The organism is Nostoc sp. KVJ3 (assembly GCF_026127265.1).
GTDB lineage: Bacteria > Cyanobacteriota > Cyanobacteriia > Cyanobacteriales > Nostocaceae > Nostoc.
Map to the genome: position 1 here is coordinate 300941 of NZ_WWFG01000002.1, position 18888 is coordinate 319828.

Below are 18888 nucleotides of genomic sequence, written 5' to 3' on the forward strand. Positions count from 1 at the left end.
ATTTCTACAACAACTTAATTTACAAAAAGTTCTGAGTGGTAAATTTACTATGCTAAAAACAAATGAGTGGCAAACTTTAAATGACTGTGAAATGAACCATGATAATTTTCAAGCATTACTGAAAAATAACATTCCATCAATTCGGATTTCTAAATTTGCTTCATTTGAAGAATGTAATAAATTATCTCTAGCAATTGAAAAAGTTGGGTTTGATTTTTATAAAAATGTGGAGCCACCAATCGGAAGAATTGGAATTACACAATTTGAATATAGAAATAGGGATAAATTGGGATATTTTGATGAAGTTAAAAAAGCTCAAACAACTTATAACCAGGTAATATCATTATCTTTTGACCCACTACAACGTTTGGCAACAATGCTGCGCCAGAATGTATCAAATAAAGTACAAATTGCTTATGAAAATGAAGTTTGTGGTAATTATTTTGCCGGATTGATACGTCATATTAATATTGCCTTGCTACACATAGACTTTGCTCAATTAGATGCTCCAGATTGGGAAATAGGAAATATTACCTCACAGCTAGTATGGAATCTCTATGTAAAAGCGCCTACCCAAGGAGGTGTCTGCAAAGTCTACAACCGACAGTGGCAGTCCGAAGATGAAAAATATAAAACTCCTGGTTCGTATGGCTACGATTATTCTTTAGTAGCTACCTCAGAAGTAAAACATAATATTCCACTTGCAGGAGATTTAGTCATCTTCAACAGTCGTAATTTTCATGAAGTCTTACCAGGCATTGGAGAACGTATAACAATTAGCTCTTTTATTGGAAAAATGCCGGGAGGTGATTTAGTTTTTTGGTCATAAGCTAAACCACATCTAGTTTGCATATTCAAAATTAATATAACTCTTGTGGGGTGGGCAACATGAGCGCCCTAATTATGCAAGCTTATTTGTGGAACAGCTTGAAAGCAATTAGAGACTGGACAAGTAGAAGTGTACTATGGAGCGATAGAAGAAGGATATGTTTTTACCTTCTATCCTACTTCTGTAGTTAATATTGTCAAAGTTAAAAATACTTTAATAGGAGACAAAATTGAGATTACAGATTATGATAACTGGTAATATCTTAAAACGGTAAAGACAATTACCATATCATAATTCTGAGTTTTCTTAGAGGAAGGGTTTATAGATTCTTGAATAATTCTGGCTCGAATCAGTTATAAAACTTGATAATAAATAATAACTATTTGGTGGCTTATTAAGTTTTTTATAAAACAGTTATCGCTATATTTCTTCTGTAATTCTATTACCTTGATGACTATACTTTCATAAATAATCTCATGACTCGACAATTACAAATTAAAAAATGCGATTGTTAATTTTTGAGAAAAAGCCTAAATCTACTCGAATTTATAACTGATCTTGAGATTTCCTTTTTGACGTTTTACTTTAGTAACTACTACACTTTTTAATTCATTAAGTGATTTTAAATGAGTGCCTCCACATGGAGTTGGATGAAGATTGTTGATTGCCACTACTCTCAAAGGTTTTTCTGGAGGTAAATTATTGGGGGTATTAGACCAACGCACTGCTAATTCTTCTGGGGTAATCAGTGAAGCTTCTACACTGCTACCTTTATTTAAGGCTTCACTAATTTTTATATTAATTTTATCAATGAATGTTTCTGTATTTTCAAACGAAGGGATTCCTTGAAACTCTACATAGCAACCATCTGGAAAATGATAACCTTTAACTGCAACTAAATTCTTATCAAGAGATTCAACTATAGTATACATAAGATGTCCAGCCGTATGAGCCTTAGCATTTTGCATACGACGGGCTTCATCAACATATAAACTTACCTCTTCGCCTTTTTCTAAGGATACAGATGATAAATCTCCATAATGACGAACATATCCATCTACAAAACTTACAAAAGTGATTGGAAGCTGAACTCCTTTTGCTTCAATAGTGCCTATATCTGAAGGTTGACCACCACCCTGCGGATAAAACACAGTGCTATCAAGTACACAATAATAACCCCTCTCATCATTGGCAACATACTCAATGTGAGCCTTATCAGTGAACTTATAGGTATCTTCAAAATAAACAAGTACTGTGGGCATTAGTAAATCTCTCAACTTGACTTTGATAACGATTATAAAAAAAAAGACAATAAATTACTAGCAATAAACTACTTATACCAAATTATTGTGAAGCTGCATAAAACTGTGGAAGGCTGGAATGCCTACCAATCAATGCACTACTCCTGGTGGCAAACCTCACTCTAAGAGTTTAGTCTAGCGCCAATGCAGTCATAGAAAAACTCAACTCTATTATTAGGGGATAAGCCAACTATTTCCGTATAAGTGTATCCTCTGAAACATTTACCAAATTAGATAAATGGATGTTTCATAGAGAATACAGATATGCCCAGCGATCGCAGTATTTAAAGTGGCTCATCAATTCCAAGCGCGTAACTTTCGGAATCACTGCTCATTTCACCGCGTAGTTCTATAGTAGATAATTGCTCAAAAGCCGACTCCAATATTGCCACCAAATCTACAGGATAGCGCTAGGAATTAGATTCTTCCATCCGGGAAGCATTAGCTCCCACCAGAAACGAGGCTAGCCAAAATCGATTCAGATCCTTGCCAATGGACAGCATCAAGTGCTTCTAGTGCTTTGTTAATAAAATCAACCCTATGCCCAACATCAAGATAGCGATGATCTGTAGCAGCACAGAACAGGATGTCTGCAATTTGCTAGGAATTAGCTCCAGAAGCGCTCGCAGATACGAGACATCTTTGTGCTGCTTCAGTATCTCGTACCTGAATAAATTGGCGAAACCAGCTTTTGAGAGTTACAAAATGTGGAACTAGCGATCGCGGTGGTAAGTACTAATAAAATATGACCACGCCGGATGGGAATAATGGCTATGAAATAATATATTCTGAATATGTTAATTGCTTCGATATACCAAAAGTCATTTGTTAAACATGACTAAAGTCACGTAATAACCAAAAGCTATAGGACTCATATCTGATTTTTGAACAAGATTTCAGATAAACCGCGATAAAACGGACTTTTCAGTAAGTGGCCGCCGTGAAGATGTGGACAATCCGAGTTGTGCGACACACTGTCCCAAAATCCACACAAGAGACTCCGATAGCGGTATTATTAGGTTGAGAATACCCAAGATGTGCAGTGCATTGCGCTTGGATAAATCCGAAGCAATGCTTCAATCATCGCTTCATTTCCTTTAATCAAAATTTTTCTGAAATTACCCCGAACAAAATTTTTCAGATGAGAAAACTATCTGTGATTCTCCCCTTAGCTTTTCTAGCTTTTAGTAGTGTAGCTGTTAACAGCCAGTCAAGCTCCTCACTCAATACTTATACTCAATCTGTTACCCGTGAAGTCCTAGCAAGTGGTTATCCTACTCAAGATCATTTGCAGATTCTTGAGCTTGTACGGTATACCATCGCACCAAGGACAAAACTACCTACTCATACTCATCCAGGGATACAGATTGAACGAGTAGAGGTGGGAACTTTAACTTATACTGTTATAGAAGGAGAAGCTAAAGTAACAAAAGCTAACGGCACAAAATTGATTATTAAAAAAGGAGAAACTATACAGCTGACAGTAGGAGATTCTTTAGTTGAACCTGCTGGAATGATTCATTATGGGGAAAACCAGACAAGCAAAGCAATTATTCTTTTGTCTGCTTCTCTATTTAATGCTAATCAACCAAAAGCTATTTTAATCAATCCGAAAAATAGATGAATTTGATGAAAAATTGGGTGTCATCTCCAATTCGTTTTTTCGCCCCCCTGAAAGTTAACCCCTTAATAGCCACTGACCCAGGTATTGCAATATTACCGCTAGTCACAGATGAGAATAAAAATAGTATTAAATTACTGAAGTGTTCACTAGAAAAAACACCATTTTCATTTTAATTAAAAAAAGGTCAAGGGGTTGTCGGTGTAGAATGTGGGTTATCAATTCTGTCCCCTCCCAATTATTTTGATCAGCCTTAAGTCGATCGCTTCTAAGCTGTTGAAAGCTGCGCTAGTAGTGCGTTGATGCTCTATAAAATCACGTCTATATTCTGACAAAGTACGTTGATGTTCTGCAAAATTACGCTGAAATTCGTTGAAATTAGCTTGCATGAGTTGCTGATTTTCTTGTAGTTGTAAAACCACATCATCAAACACAGCACTGCGAGCTAAAACACGATTTATGTCACTGGTTAATTCTTGTACAGTAGCGTTTGTTTCTCTTACTACTTTCTGTGTAGATCGGATTTGTTGCTGCGTTTGTCGCATCTGTTCTTGTGTTTGTAATTGACTACGGGTAAGTTCTGCTAGTAGCGCTAATTGGCTGAGGTGCTGTAATAATATTACACCAGAGGTAATTGTTTCTCTTACCGCTTACGATTTTATTCTTGAAGCTTTATTTAGCGCAGCTTCATAAAGAATTGGCATAAGAAATTAATAGGACTTACGCATTGACAGAAAAGACCAAGTATAGATGATTTGAAAAACCACATTCGTCGTAGAGGCAATTCATGAATTGCCCCTACGACGCGGGTTTCTTTGCCATCAACGAATGATTAATAAAAACCTGAAACGGCGTATTTACGTTGATGCAAAACATGATTGTTTTGTACAGTGCGTAAGTCCTAATTAAATTTCTAAACTAATCAGATTAACTGATGATTAACTATCAAGAACAATTACTTATTCTCCATAATTACAAACCTATACATTAGCTTTACTCTTCTCGATGGGGACACTCGATGTAGGTAAATACTTTCGGACTATACTCATTACCTTATCAGCCATTACGGGTTTAGTGATAAAGTCTGTAGAACCGACTACCTTGGCACGAACTCTATCTAAAAGACCATCGCTGCCTGTTAGTATAATTACTGGTGTATTGGCAAAGGCAGATATTCGCCGCAATTGAGTACAGATTTCGTAACCACTAGCGACTGGCATAATTAAATCCAAGAAAATTAAGTCTGGTTTATCTTGAATAAGGGTTGGGAGTGCTTGTACAGCATCTTGAATCTTGATAAACCTCAGTCCATTAGAAGTAATAATTTCTTCTAGCATTTTACAGACTTGAGGGCTATCATCCACACAGGCTACTAGGGGAGCAATCGGTTTCTTTGATTGTGGGGTAACAGGCTTATTACTAACCTCAGTTAATAGTAAGGGCGTGTCAGATACTTCCACCAATTCGATGATTCCTTTAAGGACATAGGGAAGCAATGACCGAGTGAGTGGTAGTACACTCTGCTTCATTTTCACGGCTAAATCTCGTAGAGTCAATTTACCGTTGATTAAACTCACAAAGTTTTTGTAGACAGAGGGGCTTACCATCTGCTGGAGTTGTTCTGGTCGCCGTAGAACTGGTGCTAAGTCAGGAGAAAAATTTGCTAAACCAGCTTCTGACCAAATTTTCCACGAGTCTTGCATGTGCTTTACAGACATTTCTGCACTCGTGAAGCTAATTGGTGTTTCTAAAATAACTTCTTGGCTACGATTGCAACTTATAGAAGCAAAATTTCCTTGTAAAGCTAGATCAAATAATAGTTCTGTTATGGTGTTTTCAGCAATAGACTGAATCTGTTCTCTCTGAATTTTCTGTTTTTTATGAAAGATTTCTAGAAGACGGTAATCCCAGTAATCCATTGATAGGTCTTGCGGACGCAGCAGCAACTTATCAACATCAATCTGAGGACAATTTTGAGCCATGTGTCTACGCCAACGGCGGAAGGGATGAGTGCCACCTGTTGCCCAAACTATTCGTCCTAGCCGATAGTAAAAAGTCCATTGACTGCCTTTTGAACTTTTAATATTTAATTTGCCATTATATTGTAATTGAGTACAAGTTTTAAACTCATTCACTAGGTTATTTGAAAGAAGAAGTTCCGGGTGGGTCATACTTTGTTCCTTGTATTAAAAAGCCAGCTATTGAAAAACCCACACTAGCTACGTGGTTAAAAGATATCTCAAAAAGCGCATATACATTTGGTACATAGCAGTTTAAATCAACTTTGTTAAAATTAAGGATGATGGGAAAATAGCAAAAATATCGCCAGTCAATAAGTCTGATAGCACGGAGTTTATTATCGGTAGACTTTACGACTCAAGTAGTTTACTCATAGTCCACATCATTGAAGATGCATTCAGTATTTGTATATCATTTTAATAACTTCCATAGAGAATTATATCCGTATAAGTTCGGAATTTTTATTTAATAAAGATTAGCTAGTGTCTAGATATTCTTGCTTTAGTTATTGAGATTGTGATGAATCTTACAAATATTTACTTAAGGTTACATTTATTAATATTGGAGATTTTAGGGCGCTTTTCTAAAGAATATTATCCTTAAAAAAGGCGTGCTACTTAGAGAAATAGCAGCCATTTTATAGAGTATTTATTTAGAAAGGTTTTTTTAAGGTTGGTTGTGCTTTTGATAACTCATAACAGCTGCCCTAAGATTACTTTTGTGTTCCGAAAGAAGCCGATCGCCTTCCTCTTTTTCTAACCCAGTCCAGTGCATTAATAATGCTAGCTTAACCCATTTGCCACTGCGTTCTAATAAAAAACCAGCTGCTTCTCGACTTAAGCCTGTGAGGTCTTGTAAAATTCGCAAAGCGCGATCGCGTAACTTTTGATTTGTTACCGCCACATCTACCATCCGATTACCGTAAACCTTACCGAGTTTGACCATTACCCCCGTAGAAAGAATATTCAAAGCTAACTTCGTGGCTGTACCAGCTTTTAGGCGAGTTGAGCCGGCGATGATTTCTGGCCCTGTCAATAGGCGAATGTCAATATCGGCATCAAAGCTAACTTGTTCCGCCGGAACACAGGCGATAAAAATAGTACTAGCTCCCCGTTGACGAGCAGCATGAAGGGCACCGTGGACATAAGGCGTTGTCCCACCAGCAGTAATACCGACTACGACATCTAGCTGGGTAATGTGTCGCCCTGCGATCGCAGCCTCGCCATCTTCGATGCTATCTTCTAAATCTTCCGAACTGCGTACCAACGCACCCGCACCACCAGCAATAATCCCCTGTACTAACTCTGGGGGTGTACAAAAAGTAGGTGGACACTCAGCAGCATCTAACACTCCTAACCGACCACTTGTACCCGCACCAATATAAAATAAGCGTCCTCCTTGGCGCAAACGCTCTGCGGTGGTATCAATCGCTTGTGCCAACTGAACTTTTGCAGTTGCAACTGCTGCAACTGCTTTTTGGTCTTCGCTATTAAACAGCTCTACCAATTCCAGAGAACTGAGCTGATCTAAGTTAAGACTGTTAGGATTTACCAACTCGGTTAAAAGATGCCCACGTTCCTGCAAGTTTGTCATTTATCCTCTATCATTTGTCCTTTATCCTTAGTCATTAGTCATTAGTCAGTTGCTAATGACTAATGATTAATTACAACAATCCTTCCAATTTCCGACGCATCTTTTCTAGTTCAAAATCAGATAATTCTGGTTCTTCTAGTGACTGTTGATTGAGAGGGAAGGTGTCTTCAACAGTATCCTCCTTCTGGGCATCTACTTGCCAATCAGTTTGTTCTACATTCAGTTCTGGGGGAGTGACAACTAAATTGCTGTTTTCTGGGATGATTTCCCATTCATATCCAGCATTTTCACAAAATTCCTTGATTTCCTCGGCATCAATTGGCTCTGGTGTAGGTGAAGGGAAATCCTGAGCTTCCAGCATCAGGGCGAAGCGCGTCGCATCGTCTTCTGACTCGAACATCAGAATTTTATTGCGATCGCCCTCCCGAATCGTGTGAATCCCCTCATTTTCCGTTCGAGCATTAAAAATCAACACAAAAACACGCATTGGTGTAATCATCTGTCCTTTTTAAGGTCTATTCATATTAAAGTTCTAGGTTGTACCTCAAGGAAAGTCACAGGAACAATTTTCACTTTAGTTAGATTTTCCTGAAAACGCCAATATTATTAAGCATAAGTATTGGATCAAGCAAATACCGTAACTTAACTAATGGGGTCTTGGGTTTAGTTGGCGTATCCTGGAAATGGCATACTGAATCAATGTGCCAGTTAATGCTTGTGTGTGCCAGCGACATCCGGCAATTAATACAGTGAAAGCAAATGACTAAATCTCCCAATCAAGATCATCACTCCCCTTTACCTACCCGTAAGCGTCTATGGCTGCTGGTGTTAAGTCGGGGTAGCATTGCCTTGGGCGGACTTTTGCTGTTAGGAGTTATCATCGGTATTTGGCGGTTGTGGACTTTTGTCCAAACAGAGTTAACGCCATTGGCACAACAAAGTTTGACTACTACACTCAACCGTCCGCTAAAACTGGGAAAAGTTACACAATTTTCGTTGACGGGAGTGCAGTTTGGGGCTTCAGCTATCCCAGCCACACCCACAGATCCAGATAGGGCTACAGTCGAATCTGTGGAGGTGGGTTTTGACCTATTACAACTAATCTTTAACCACCATCTAAAGCTAGATGTTACCTTAGTCAACCCAGATATTTATATTGAACAGGATGACCAAGGGCGATGGGTTTCAACTAAAATCGTATCGTCAGGTGAAAGCGGTTTCATTAAAACCGATTTGGACTACCTGCGGTTTCGCAATGCAAAGCTGGCGTTAATGCCGCAGAAGAGAGCAGGGGGGGCAGGGGAGCAGGGAGCAGGGGGAGCAGGGGGAGATGGGGGAGATGGGGGAGGAACATCCCCCGTAACATTTTCTCAACTAAATGGATCTGCCCAACTTTTAGCAAACAACCAGTTGATCCAGTTTGAAGTGGCGGGGAAAGGAGATAGTGGTGGCAATGTTTTCATTCAGGGCGAGACACGTTCTAGGGCACTAGCAGGAAACTTTCACTTGCAAGGACAAGACTTCCTGGCTGCGGATATTACTCGGTTGATTAAGTTACCACTGAACTTACAGGCAGGTCGAGCCAATGGCGATTTATTAGTTCGATTGACACCAAGACAGAAGACTTTATTGTATGGCAACGCTACCGTGCAAGGGGTAACACTTCAAATCCCCAAAGTCCCGCAACTTTTGAGCAATAGCCAAGGAAATCTCCGTTTCCAAGGAACAGAGTTGGAGCTAAAGAATGTTACTACTAACTACGGTAAAATTCCTGTGGTGGCTGCGGGAATCATTGACACTCAAACAGGCTTCAAGTTGGCAGGGCGTGTAAATGCGGTAAGTTTGGCTAATGCTCAGGAAACTCTAAAGATAAAACTACCTGTACCGATCGCTGGACAAGTAAAAGCAGATATCCAAATTACCGGATCGACTAAAGAGCCAATTCTCTCAGGCACGGTTGCCACAATCCAAACTGCCCGAATTGATAAAGTTGATTTTAATACTATCAGTAGTAAATTTGAGCTTGTTACTAGTTCCTCTTTAGTTACCCTGAAAGATATTCAAGGTAAAGCTAAAGTTGGGGGTGAAATTACTGGCGCTGGCACAATTCAACTTGGTAAAAAACCCCGACTAGATTTAAATTTTGCTGCTAAGAATGTTCCAGGGGATGCGATCGCTAAAGTTTATCAAACAACACCTGCGTTCCAAATCGGCAATGTCTCAGCTACAGCCCAACTGTTCGGCCCTCCTACCAATGTCCAAACTTTGGTACAGTATCAAGCCCCTAACGGTACTTATCCCGGAACTGGTGAAGTTGCGATCGCTCCAAATCGCAATGTCTCTTTCCGTAATGTGGCTCTTAATGTCAATGGTGGCACAGTCCGGGCAACTGGTAGTTATTTTAATGAGCGTTGGCAAGCTGTAGCTGTTGCCTCTGGGTTAAAATTAGAACCTTTTGTAGACAAAAATCAACTGCAAAATGTCTCTTTGGCGGAGGCACAATTCAATGGTCATCTCATTCTCTCAGGTAGCACAGCACCATTTAAAATTGCCACAATTCGCACTGATGGCGCAGGGGTTCAAATTGGTGGTGGCACAGTAGCAGTTTCTCATGTTCAACTGCAAGAACAAAGCTTTTCTGCTCAACTTGTAGCTAATGGTGTGCGGTTGGGGCAAATATTGAAACAGTCTCCCCCAGCTTTAAATAATCCATTGGCGGGGACGTTCCAAGTCGCAGGTAACAGAGATAATTTCAGTCTGAAAACTCTCCGTGGCAGTGGTGAAGGTAGCCTTGCTATTGACGGTGGTACGGTTACAGCTAAAAATATTCAAGTGGCTAATGGTGTCTATCAGGCGCAAGTTCAGGCAAATAATGTACCTGTGCGGCAGTTGGCGGCTGTACCACCGCAGTTCCGAGGGACATTAACTGGTGAAGTAAATGTGGAAGGTTCCGTTGAGTCCTTCCAACCACAAACTATCCAAGCTATGGGTCAGGCGCGGATAAATGTTGGGGGTGGGACTATTACAGCCTCTAATATTCAAGTAGCTAATGGTGTCTACCGGACGCAAGTTCAGGCAAATAATGTACCTGTGCAGCAGTTGGCGGCTGTACCACCGCAGTTGCGAGGGACATTAACTGGTCAAGCAAACGTGGCAGGTTCTGTTGATTCTTTTAAACCGCAAACTATCCAAGCCAGCGGTCAAGGACGGCTGAATGTTGCAGGGGGAACGATCGCAGCTTCTAATATTCAATTAGCTAATGGCCGCTATCAAGCTGTAGTTGACGCTTCTGGTGTGGAATTAAATCGGTTCAATCAGCAATTGCGTGGTCAATTTGGCGGTCAGCTGCAACTAGCTGGCACTGTCGGATCGGCCAAATTAGCCGATGTGCGTGCTGCTGGACAGGTGCAATTATCTCAAGGTATCCCTGGTCTTGAGCGACCCTTGACGGCTGCGATCGCTTGGAGTGGTGAAAGGCTGACCATTGAGCGAGCAATTGCTCCCGGTTTAAGTGTGACTGGTAACATATTAGCCAATGCTCAGGGAGTAGGCATACCGGAAATTACTGCCCTAAATCTCAACGTCCAAGCGCAGAATTACAACTTAAAACAGTTACCAATCAATCTTCCTAATCAGGTTGCTGTAACTGGGAGAGTAGATTTTAATGGGCAAATCACTGGCAAGTTGCCCTTGCCAAATGTGGTAGGGCAAATCAATTTACGAGACTTGGTTGTTCAAGATATTGCTTTTGAGTCGTTGTTAACTGGAAACATCGATTCAGCACAGGGACGCGGTTTAAATTTGAATTTGGCGGGTAATCGCGATCGCTTGGCGTTTAATTTAGATGCTAATAATCGCCCGAAATCCTTCTTAGTCAAATGGCAGGAAGCATCAGCCACAGGTAATATTCAAGGCAATGATTGGGCGCTGAAAGTTGCAAATTTCCCCTTACAAATATTGAATTTGACTCCGCCAGCAATTACTCGCTTGGGTGCTGGTAAGATAACTGGGTTGTTAACTGGGGATTTGCTGTTTAATCAGCAGACATTGGCAGCAACGGGGAATTTAGCGATCGCTAATCCGCAAATTGGCCGACTTAAAGGCGATCGAATAGCTGCTCAATTCCGCTACGACAATGGAAAAGCCACACTCGCAAGCAGCGAATTTGTCAAAGGTAAAAGTAGCTATGCTCTTGTCGGTACTTTTGCCCAAAGTCCTAAAGGGCCTCAACTACAAGGTAAACTGAACGTCAATCAGGGAGAGATCCAAGATGTTCTGACTGTCGCCCAGGTATTTGATTTACAAAATTTGCCAGGTGGTTCACCAGAAATATACGGCACAGCAGAGGATCTAACCACCACCCCCCAAGGAGCGCCAAATCAACCCTTATTAACCCAAATCCAGAGGTTTTCTGAAATTGAAACCCTGGTAGCAGAACAGGAACAAAAGCGACTTGATTCTACTCCAATACCAGATTTGGCAGACTTAAAGGGGACTTTCAATGGGGAAGTAGCTGTAAATACAGGTACAGCTAACGGATTATCAGTAGATTTTAAATTGAATGGACAAAACTTTGCCTGGGGTAAAAAGGAAGAACGAAATCGTTTTTATACTGCTGACAAAGTGATTGCAGAAGGCAACTTTGAAAACAGTGTTTTGAGTTTGCGACCTTTACGATTTGAATCTCAAAACAGGCTGATTGCCTTCACCGGTAGCGTTGGCGGTGATGAACAATCTGGTCAGTTGCGGGTGACTAATTTTCCGGTACAAGTACTGAGTAATTTTGTCAAACTACCAGTTGGAATCACAGGTAATCTTAACGCTACAGCCGCTTTAGCAGGTAGCATTGCTAATCCCCAAACTAGAGGGGAATTGCAAATCACAGAAGGAAAACTAAATCAGAAGGCAATAGATTCAGCAACAGCAAGTTTCAGCTATGCCAACGGACGCTTAAACTTTGGTAGTACTGTAGCAGTTGCTGGGCCAAAACCTGTTGATATTACTGGCAGCATCCCTTATAAATTGCCTTTTGCAACCGTTGCACCAGATAGCGATCAAATTAGTCTGGATATGAAGTTAGAAAACGAGGGATTGGGACTGTTAAACGCATTGAATAGTCAAGTGGTATTTGAGAAAGGCGAAGGAGAAGTAGACCTCAAGGTACGCGGAACGTTACAAAAACCCGAAGTAAATGGCAATGCCACTATCAATAATGCTACTTTTTCAGCCCAGGCATTGCCAGGTAAGCTAAGGCATGTCACAGGTAAAGTGCTGTTTAATTTTGACAGCATCTTAGTAGAAAATCTGCAAGGTAGATTTAGCCGGGGGAAGGTAGAAGCTGTTGGAGAAATACCCATCTTCAACAATGAGAATGTGACTATCAACAATCCCCTGACTGTTAATCTCGATCAGCTAACATTGAATCTCAAGGGACTGTACCAAGGTGGTGCTAGCGGCAATTTGCAAATCACTGGTTCTGCTCTTAATCCAGTAATTGGCGGTAAAGTAAGTTTATTTGATGGTCAGGTATTACTGGCAGAATCTACTGGCACAACTTCATCGGGAAATAATAGTCTTGGAGTATCACCCACCAAAGAAAATAAGCAGAGTAAATCTGACATTGGGAATGGCAAGGAAAATGCATTGGTTCAAGCTTTACCATCAGGCACTGCTAGATTTAATAATCTAGATTTGGAACTCGGTAAAAATGTTCAAATTACCCGTCCCCCAATTCTAAACTTCCTCGCCACTGGTAATCTCATAGTTAATGGCTTAATCAATCAGCCTATACCCGATGGCACTATCCGCTTAGAAAAAGGTGGCGTGAATTTATTTACTACTCAATTTAACCTTGCTTCTGGCTATAAACACACTGCAACGTTTAGTCCCTCTCAACCCCGCGACCCCAACTTAGATATTCGGCTATTTGCCAAGGTACTGGATGTTACTCAAAGTAATGACTTTAGTAGAACCAATTCTACAGGTTTATCAGCTTTAGAAAGTGTTCGAGTTGAAGCTACTATTAACGGTCTTGCCAGTAAACTAAATGAAAATCTAGAATTAACAAGCAGTCCATCACGTAGTCAAACTGAAATTGTTGCTCTTTTAGGAGGTGGATTTGTAGACACCCAAGGACGTGGTGACAGTACTTTGGGTCTGATTAACATCGCCGGTTCAGCTGTGTTCAACAATTTTCAGTCAGCTTTTAACCAGATTGGGAGTACCTTTGGCTTAAGTGAATTGCGGATATTTCCTACCGTTATTTCTGATAATCCCGAAGCGGGAAGGAGCAATTCAACCTTGGAATTGGCAGCAGAGGCTGGAATTGATATTTCTTCCAAAATCTCCTTTTCTAGTATTAAAATTTTAACAACTAATGACCCCTTCCAATGGGGTGTTAATTACCGCATAAACGATAAATTCCGCGTACGTGCTTCCACGAATTTAAGCGATGACAGTCGTGCAGTAGTGGAGTATCAAACACGGTTTTAAATAATTCGTAATAGAGCCTCCGGTACGCTACGCGAACGTAAAGGTCTTGTGTTTTTTAAATTCTGTTATCTGGTTAGGTTTATTTGTACCGACTTACTTAGGTTTCTGATTTTAGACCTGTAGAGACGCGAAATTGGACTTCGTGTCGCTTGGTTAACGCGTCTCTACATAATTCTAAAGATGGCGATTAAGCATCATCTAAAGCTGCAATTCCAGGCAATACTTTGCCCTCAAGTAACTCCAAGCTAGCGCCGCCGCCGGTGGAGATGTGGCTCATTTGGTCTGCTAAACCAACCTTTTCCACAGCCGCTACTGAGTCACCGCCGCCAATGATGGTGGTTGTGCCAGTTTTGCCGATTTCTGCTAGAGTATGAGCGATCGCTTCCGTACCTGCGGCAAACTTATCAAACTCAAACACACCCATAGGCCCATTCCAAATTACCGTTTTGGTATCTGCAAGGGCTTCTTGGAAAAGTTTCACCGAGTCTGGCCCAATATCCAAACCCATCCAACCATCGGGGATATTCTCAATGCTAACGGTTTGAGAATTGGCATCAGGAGCAAAGTTATCTGCCACTACCACATCCGTGGGCAGCAATAAAGCAACGCCTCGTTCTTTAGCCTTGGCTTCCAAAGACTTCGCTAGTTCCAGCTTATCTTCTTCCACCAACGACTTACCGACACTCAAACCACGGGCTTTGTAGAAGGTGAAAATCATCCCACCGCCAATAATCAGCTTGTCGCACTTCTCCAGCAGTGTTTCAATTACGCCAATTTTGCTGGAAACCTTGGAACCACCAATAATTGCCGCCAAAGGACGCTGGGGATTTTCAATAGCGTTTTGCAGATATTGCAATTCCTTCTCAACCAAATATCCAGCCACAGAAGGACTGAGGAATTTAGTCACACCTTCAGTAGAAGCGTGGGCACGGTGGGCAGTCCCAAAGGCATCATTTACATAGAAATCAGCATTAGCTGCCAATTTTTTGGCAAATTCTGGGTCGTTTTTCTCTTCTTCTGGGTAAAAACGGACATTTTCTAGTAAAAGCACTTGGCCATTTTGCAACGCGCCGACTTTAGCCGCAACTTCATCGCCAATAGAGTCATCAGTTTTAATGACTTCTTGCCCCAGTAACTCAGAGAGACGCTTGGCAACGGGAGTTAGGCGTAATTTGTCATCCACACCTTTGGGACGACCAAAATGACTTGCGAGAATGACTTTAGCACCCTTCTGCGTCAAATCTTGGATGGTTGGTAGAGCAGCACGAATCCGAGTATCGTCGGTAATGTTGCCTCGATCGTCCACAGGCACATTAAAGTCAACCCGTACTAAGGCACGTTTCCCAGATATATCAGCTGAAGATAAACTTGCTAAACTTTTTTTGGACACACCAAACTCTCCTGATTGCCTTTTTGTTATTGTTTTGAAAGTAGAACCATCAAGATTTTACCGGAGTCAGGGGTACCCAAGTGACAGAGATATTTAAGACAGTACTATTTCCGATCGATCAAAGCCGGGAAACGCGAGAAGCTGCTGACGTTGTTACCAACATCGTCAAAAAGTACAGCAGTCGCTTGGTGCTGCTGTCTGTGGTGGAAGAAGCACCAAAAGACGCACCTAACGCCGATCCGATGGTGTCACCAGAGGTAGTTGCCAAATTGCTAGAAAGTGCCCAATCTTTATTTTCTGGGCAAGGAATTCAATCTGAAATCCTGGAAAGGCAAGGTAAACCAGCTTTTACTATCTGCGATGTCGCTGATGAAATCGGGGCTGATTTAATTATCATGGGCTGTCGGGGGCTAGGTTTGACTGAAGAGGGAGCGGATGATAGTGTGACAACTCGCGTTATTAACCTTTCCCCTTGCCCAGTGCTGATTGTGCCTTAGCAGGCAATACTGCTCGGATAAGCAGGGGAGGGCAGGGGAGGCAGGGGAAGCAGGGGAGGCGAAACTCTTCCCCTGCCGCCATTTCTCCCTCTGCTCAAGAACAGCTTGCCTCAACCAAGAAATTCCAAAACCTACGCAGTATTGCGTGTCTACGCGTCCTTTGCAGTTAGTTTTTCTTTCTTATACTCAAATATGGTTAGCACATCTTCACACAGCATTTGTATTAGTGTTCTAATTTTTTCGATTATTATTTAATTTTCTGATTCCTCCAAAGACAATTAACCAAACTACTACTACAACCCAGTGAATTAAAACTATCACAAACAGAGATCCTGTTAATGTATATGCAATAGTGCATATAATTCCCAAAAATGCAGCTAAAATAAGAAAAGCATGATTATAAAATGTGGGAACTCCAGCCTTAAAAAATGTTTTAGCACTCAACGGATGATACAAGATAAATAATAATAAACTCACTATTGCCGACAAAGCCCATTGGAGCCAATTGGTTATATCACTAGGATGAGGAAGCAAAAAAACGTGAAAAAAGAGTTCTTCAACAATTGCAGGTAAAAATAAACAACGCAATATTAACAAGCATTTATCAATCCAACTTGCAGACCAAACTTGTATCTGTAAAAACCCAAATCTCCAACCATAAGGTAGAGCAATAATACTATAAATTATCAACATTACAAAAATAACTAACCAATCTTTTAGTGTCGGAACTGCTAAGGACGCTAAAGTGCGATTTAAAAGAATTGAAAGCGGTGCAATATTGGTAAAGGGAATCTTAATTTGTCCCAAAAGTAATGTTGGTGCAATGGGTGTAATATTAGCTTGCCAACCACCTACTTGATTAGTTCGCAATACTTGCATAATTGCACCATGCTTTAAAAATATTGCGGCGAGGTCATCGTGTGCAAGTCTAGGCATTATTGTTCGCCATGTTGTCAAACCAGCCCAAATACTACGGGCTTGAAATGGTTTCGTTGTTTTTCCTATGCCCGTACCTGCGAGTATACCTGCTTGACTGTTCCAATCAGCACGAACTATACCCAAGGGTGCTAATTGTTGTTCCAAAGATTGACTTAATTCAACTAGCTGCTGAAAGCGTAATGCTTGCGGGTGATTGGGGTTTGCGCGTACCCAAGTTTGAATTTGAGGAGTTGTAGCAACTTGGTTTTTAATTGCCAGTATCGCAGCATAAAGCGCTTGGCTTGCGTCTTGGACGCATGAGGTAGCAGGTGATACCATTGCGCCACCAGTTCCATCACCGACTCGATAACGTGCCATTGTTACCTGTAATTGTTGCTGGAATTGTTCTAAGGGCGAAAATTTAACACCATCAAAATCATAATCCTGCGTTACAGGGTCGAATTTGATGAGAATATCTGATACTGGACGTGTTGCTAGCCAACCACGTTGTAAGTTACCCATATAATCAGCCCATGTATGCGTTCCGGCAATAATTCCATCAGGATTATGGGCATAAATTTGGTGGTATTTAGTCTCGAAACGTAATTCTTTAGTAAACTCGTCGCGGACAACTTCTGCAACTCCAAAAGCAAAATGTCCCGTGATAGTATAAGGTACTCCAACTGGTTCAGCTTTGCGTCCACCAATTCCACCAAATAGGTGTAATACAATCGCTTTATTGCCTTCTTGCCATTTTGATATAGATTGATTAGGTGAATTTTGTGTTTCTACAGGTTTTAATAATACAGTATTAAATTTACCTTTATTTTTTTCGGTATTTTGCCAATTTACCTCCTGGATGTAATTTAGCCCTAATTCCTCACCAGTAATAATTTGTCGGGGTTTAATTTGAAACAGAGAATGAGGTGCAAGTGCTACTACCGTAAATACGCCCTTTGCATCGGGGGAGCCATAAATATACCACCCATCCTCACCCGCAGGTGATTGTTCGATTTGCTGCGAACTTGAAGGAGCAAAATTTCGCTTATCTATTATTTGTTGGGGAATACGAATAGTTTCTTTAGGACTATCAAACTTATTTGAATTAGCATTATAATGCTGGACTAAAAAATAATCGTTATACTGCTTTGCTCCTGGAAATAAAATAGTTTTATCGCTAGCCTTAATCGGTTTAATTATTTTTACCAACCCATAAAACCTACCAGTTGCCAAAACAGGTTCGCGTTCAATTTGCAAAATAGATTTTTCTTTATTTCCATCAATGATTGTACTTGAATCTAAAGTAACAATTGTTTCATCATCAGGATTTGCACCAGCCAAAGAGCGTAAAATCCCTACCTGGCGAACTCCATTTAGTCGAAAAGGATGAATGTTTCCTTGTTTTTGACTTTTAATCACTTCAGAAGTAAAATTAACATCTCGCATTACTGCTCGATTAAAAGCGAGCAAATCTTTCTTCTTTTTCCACTCCAAACGCACAATTTTACCTACTAAACTTGGTGCTGTAGGTGGTGCATATTGTACTTCCATCCATACCCAATCTAAACCATCTTGTAATTGCTGTTTTGTTGGTAAAATTAATCTTCCTACCCAGTCGCCAATAGGTTTATAAAGGTTTGCAGATGGAATTTTTGCAAAGGGATAAAAACTAGATTGATTAAAATTTTGTCGAATATGGATCGCGTAATTACTTTCTTGTTGTAGTAACTGGGGTTTTATTAACCCAAGTTGCCACACCGCAATTACGGCCATAAACACTAGGAGTAAAAACATTGTAAATAGTAGCCTTGCTTTTCGACTCAATCCACGGAAAATCATAAATTATCAGCAAGTTTTAGTTGCTGACAATCTTACTATTAAATACACTTAAATACACTGTTTTGAGAAAATATATAAACCAAGACTTTCCCACTTAGTCCAATATTCTCGTACTTCAAGAGATTTATGTATAGAGCCATTATCTTGAACTATGACTCTTATCCTTCCATTAGCCTTGAGTTCTTGTTCTGCAAGAATCGCCTCACATTTAATCTGACTTTTCACGGCATCTTCTGGATTTGGGTTCATAGTCGCTAGGGCAATACAGCACCAGAAAGACCAGGATTAGCGATTGCCCCCTGGAGTTGGCACGACTTGATTAGCTTCCCACACTTTGCTGATGCACCACTATGCAAAATCAAAGTAGGTGATATGCTTTTTATCATTGC

General features: G+C 40.7%; 12 protein-coding genes and 1 pseudogene. 5 read left to right on the top strand and 8 right to left on the bottom strand.

The features are described 5' to 3' along the window. Positions 1 to 49: 49 nt before the first annotated feature. A complete protein-coding gene (locus GTQ43_RS17370) occupies positions 50 to 829 on the top strand; it encodes a 2OG-Fe(II) oxygenase family protein (protein WP_265273995.1) in 780 nt (259 codons plus the stop codon). Between the two features lie 536 nt (positions 830 to 1365). On the opposite strand, the gene GTQ43_RS17375 is transcribed toward GTQ43_RS17370, so the two are convergent. Further along, complete coding sequence (locus tag GTQ43_RS17375) at positions 1366 to 2091, bottom strand: alanine--tRNA ligase-related protein (RefSeq protein WP_265273996.1); 726 nt, start codon at positions 2089 to 2091, stop codon at positions 1366 to 1368. A gap of 236 nt (positions 2092 to 2327) precedes the next feature. On the opposite strand from GTQ43_RS17375, the pseudogene GTQ43_RS17380 reads away from it, so the two are divergent. Both GTQ43_RS17380 and GTQ43_RS17385 read left to right on the top strand, forming a co-directional pair. Next, positions 2328 to 2477, top strand: a pseudogene (locus GTQ43_RS17380) (hypothetical protein); the annotation flags it as partial. 794 nt (positions 2478 to 3271) lie between these two features. Further along, entirely contained in the window at positions 3272 to 3754 is a 483-nt protein-coding gene (locus GTQ43_RS17385; RefSeq protein WP_265273997.1) for a cupin domain-containing protein, read from the top strand. Between the two features lie 215 nt (positions 3755 to 3969). Here the strand turns inward: GTQ43_RS17385 and GTQ43_RS17390 are convergent, their stop codons facing one another. From GTQ43_RS17390 to GTQ43_RS17405, 4 genes are all read right to left on the bottom strand, one after another. Continuing rightward, positions 3970 to 4296: a hypothetical protein gene (locus GTQ43_RS17390; protein ID WP_265273998.1), complete on the bottom strand. Its 327-nt coding sequence runs from the start codon at positions 4294 to 4296 to the stop codon at positions 3970 to 3972. A 435-nt stretch (positions 4297 to 4731) separates the two neighbouring features. Continuing rightward, positions 4732 to 5922, bottom strand: a complete 1191-nt coding sequence (locus tag GTQ43_RS17395; protein ID WP_265273999.1) for a response regulator — start codon at positions 5920 to 5922, stop codon at positions 4732 to 4734. A 514-nt stretch (positions 5923 to 6436) separates the two neighbouring features. Then, the gene (murQ, locus tag GTQ43_RS17400) at positions 6437 to 7363 is read right to left on the bottom strand and encodes an N-acetylmuramic acid 6-phosphate etherase (RefSeq protein ID WP_265274000.1); all 927 of its coding nucleotides are present in this window, start codon (positions 7361 to 7363) and stop codon (positions 6437 to 6439) included. A 70-nt stretch (positions 7364 to 7433) separates the two neighbouring features. Next, positions 7434 to 7862: a DUF3110 domain-containing protein gene (locus GTQ43_RS17405; protein ID WP_265274001.1), complete on the bottom strand. Its 429-nt coding sequence runs from the start codon at positions 7860 to 7862 to the stop codon at positions 7434 to 7436. A 260-nt stretch (positions 7863 to 8122) separates the two neighbouring features. Here GTQ43_RS17405 and GTQ43_RS17410 point away from each other — a divergent pair, with 260 nt between their 5' ends. After that, a complete protein-coding gene (locus GTQ43_RS17410; RefSeq protein ID WP_265274002.1) occupies positions 8123 to 13855 on the top strand; it encodes a translocation/assembly module TamB domain-containing protein in 5733 nt (1910 codons plus the stop codon). Positions 13856 to 14042: 187 nt separating this feature from the next. On the opposite strand, the gene GTQ43_RS17415 is transcribed toward GTQ43_RS17410, so the two are convergent. Beyond that, positions 14043 to 15245, bottom strand: coding sequence for a phosphoglycerate kinase (locus tag GTQ43_RS17415; RefSeq protein WP_265274003.1), 1203 nt, complete (start codon positions 15243 to 15245; stop codon positions 14043 to 14045). Between the two features lie 89 nt (positions 15246 to 15334). Between GTQ43_RS17415 and GTQ43_RS17420 the strand changes: the two genes are divergently transcribed. Then, the gene (locus GTQ43_RS17420) at positions 15335 to 15742 is read left to right on the top strand and encodes a universal stress protein (protein ID WP_265276480.1); all 408 of its coding nucleotides are present in this window, start codon (positions 15335 to 15337) and stop codon (positions 15740 to 15742) included. A 231-nt stretch (positions 15743 to 15973) separates the two neighbouring features. On the opposite strand, the gene GTQ43_RS17425 is transcribed toward GTQ43_RS17420, so the two are convergent. Continuing rightward, positions 15974 to 18454, bottom strand: coding sequence for a type II CAAX prenyl endopeptidase Rce1 family protein (locus tag GTQ43_RS17425; protein ID WP_265274004.1), 2481 nt, complete (start codon positions 18452 to 18454; stop codon positions 15974 to 15976). A gap of 93 nt (positions 18455 to 18547) precedes the next feature. Further along, entirely contained in the window at positions 18548 to 18748 is a 201-nt protein-coding gene (locus GTQ43_RS17430; RefSeq protein WP_265274005.1) for a hypothetical protein, read from the bottom strand. Positions 18749 to 18888: the final 140 nt, after the last annotated feature.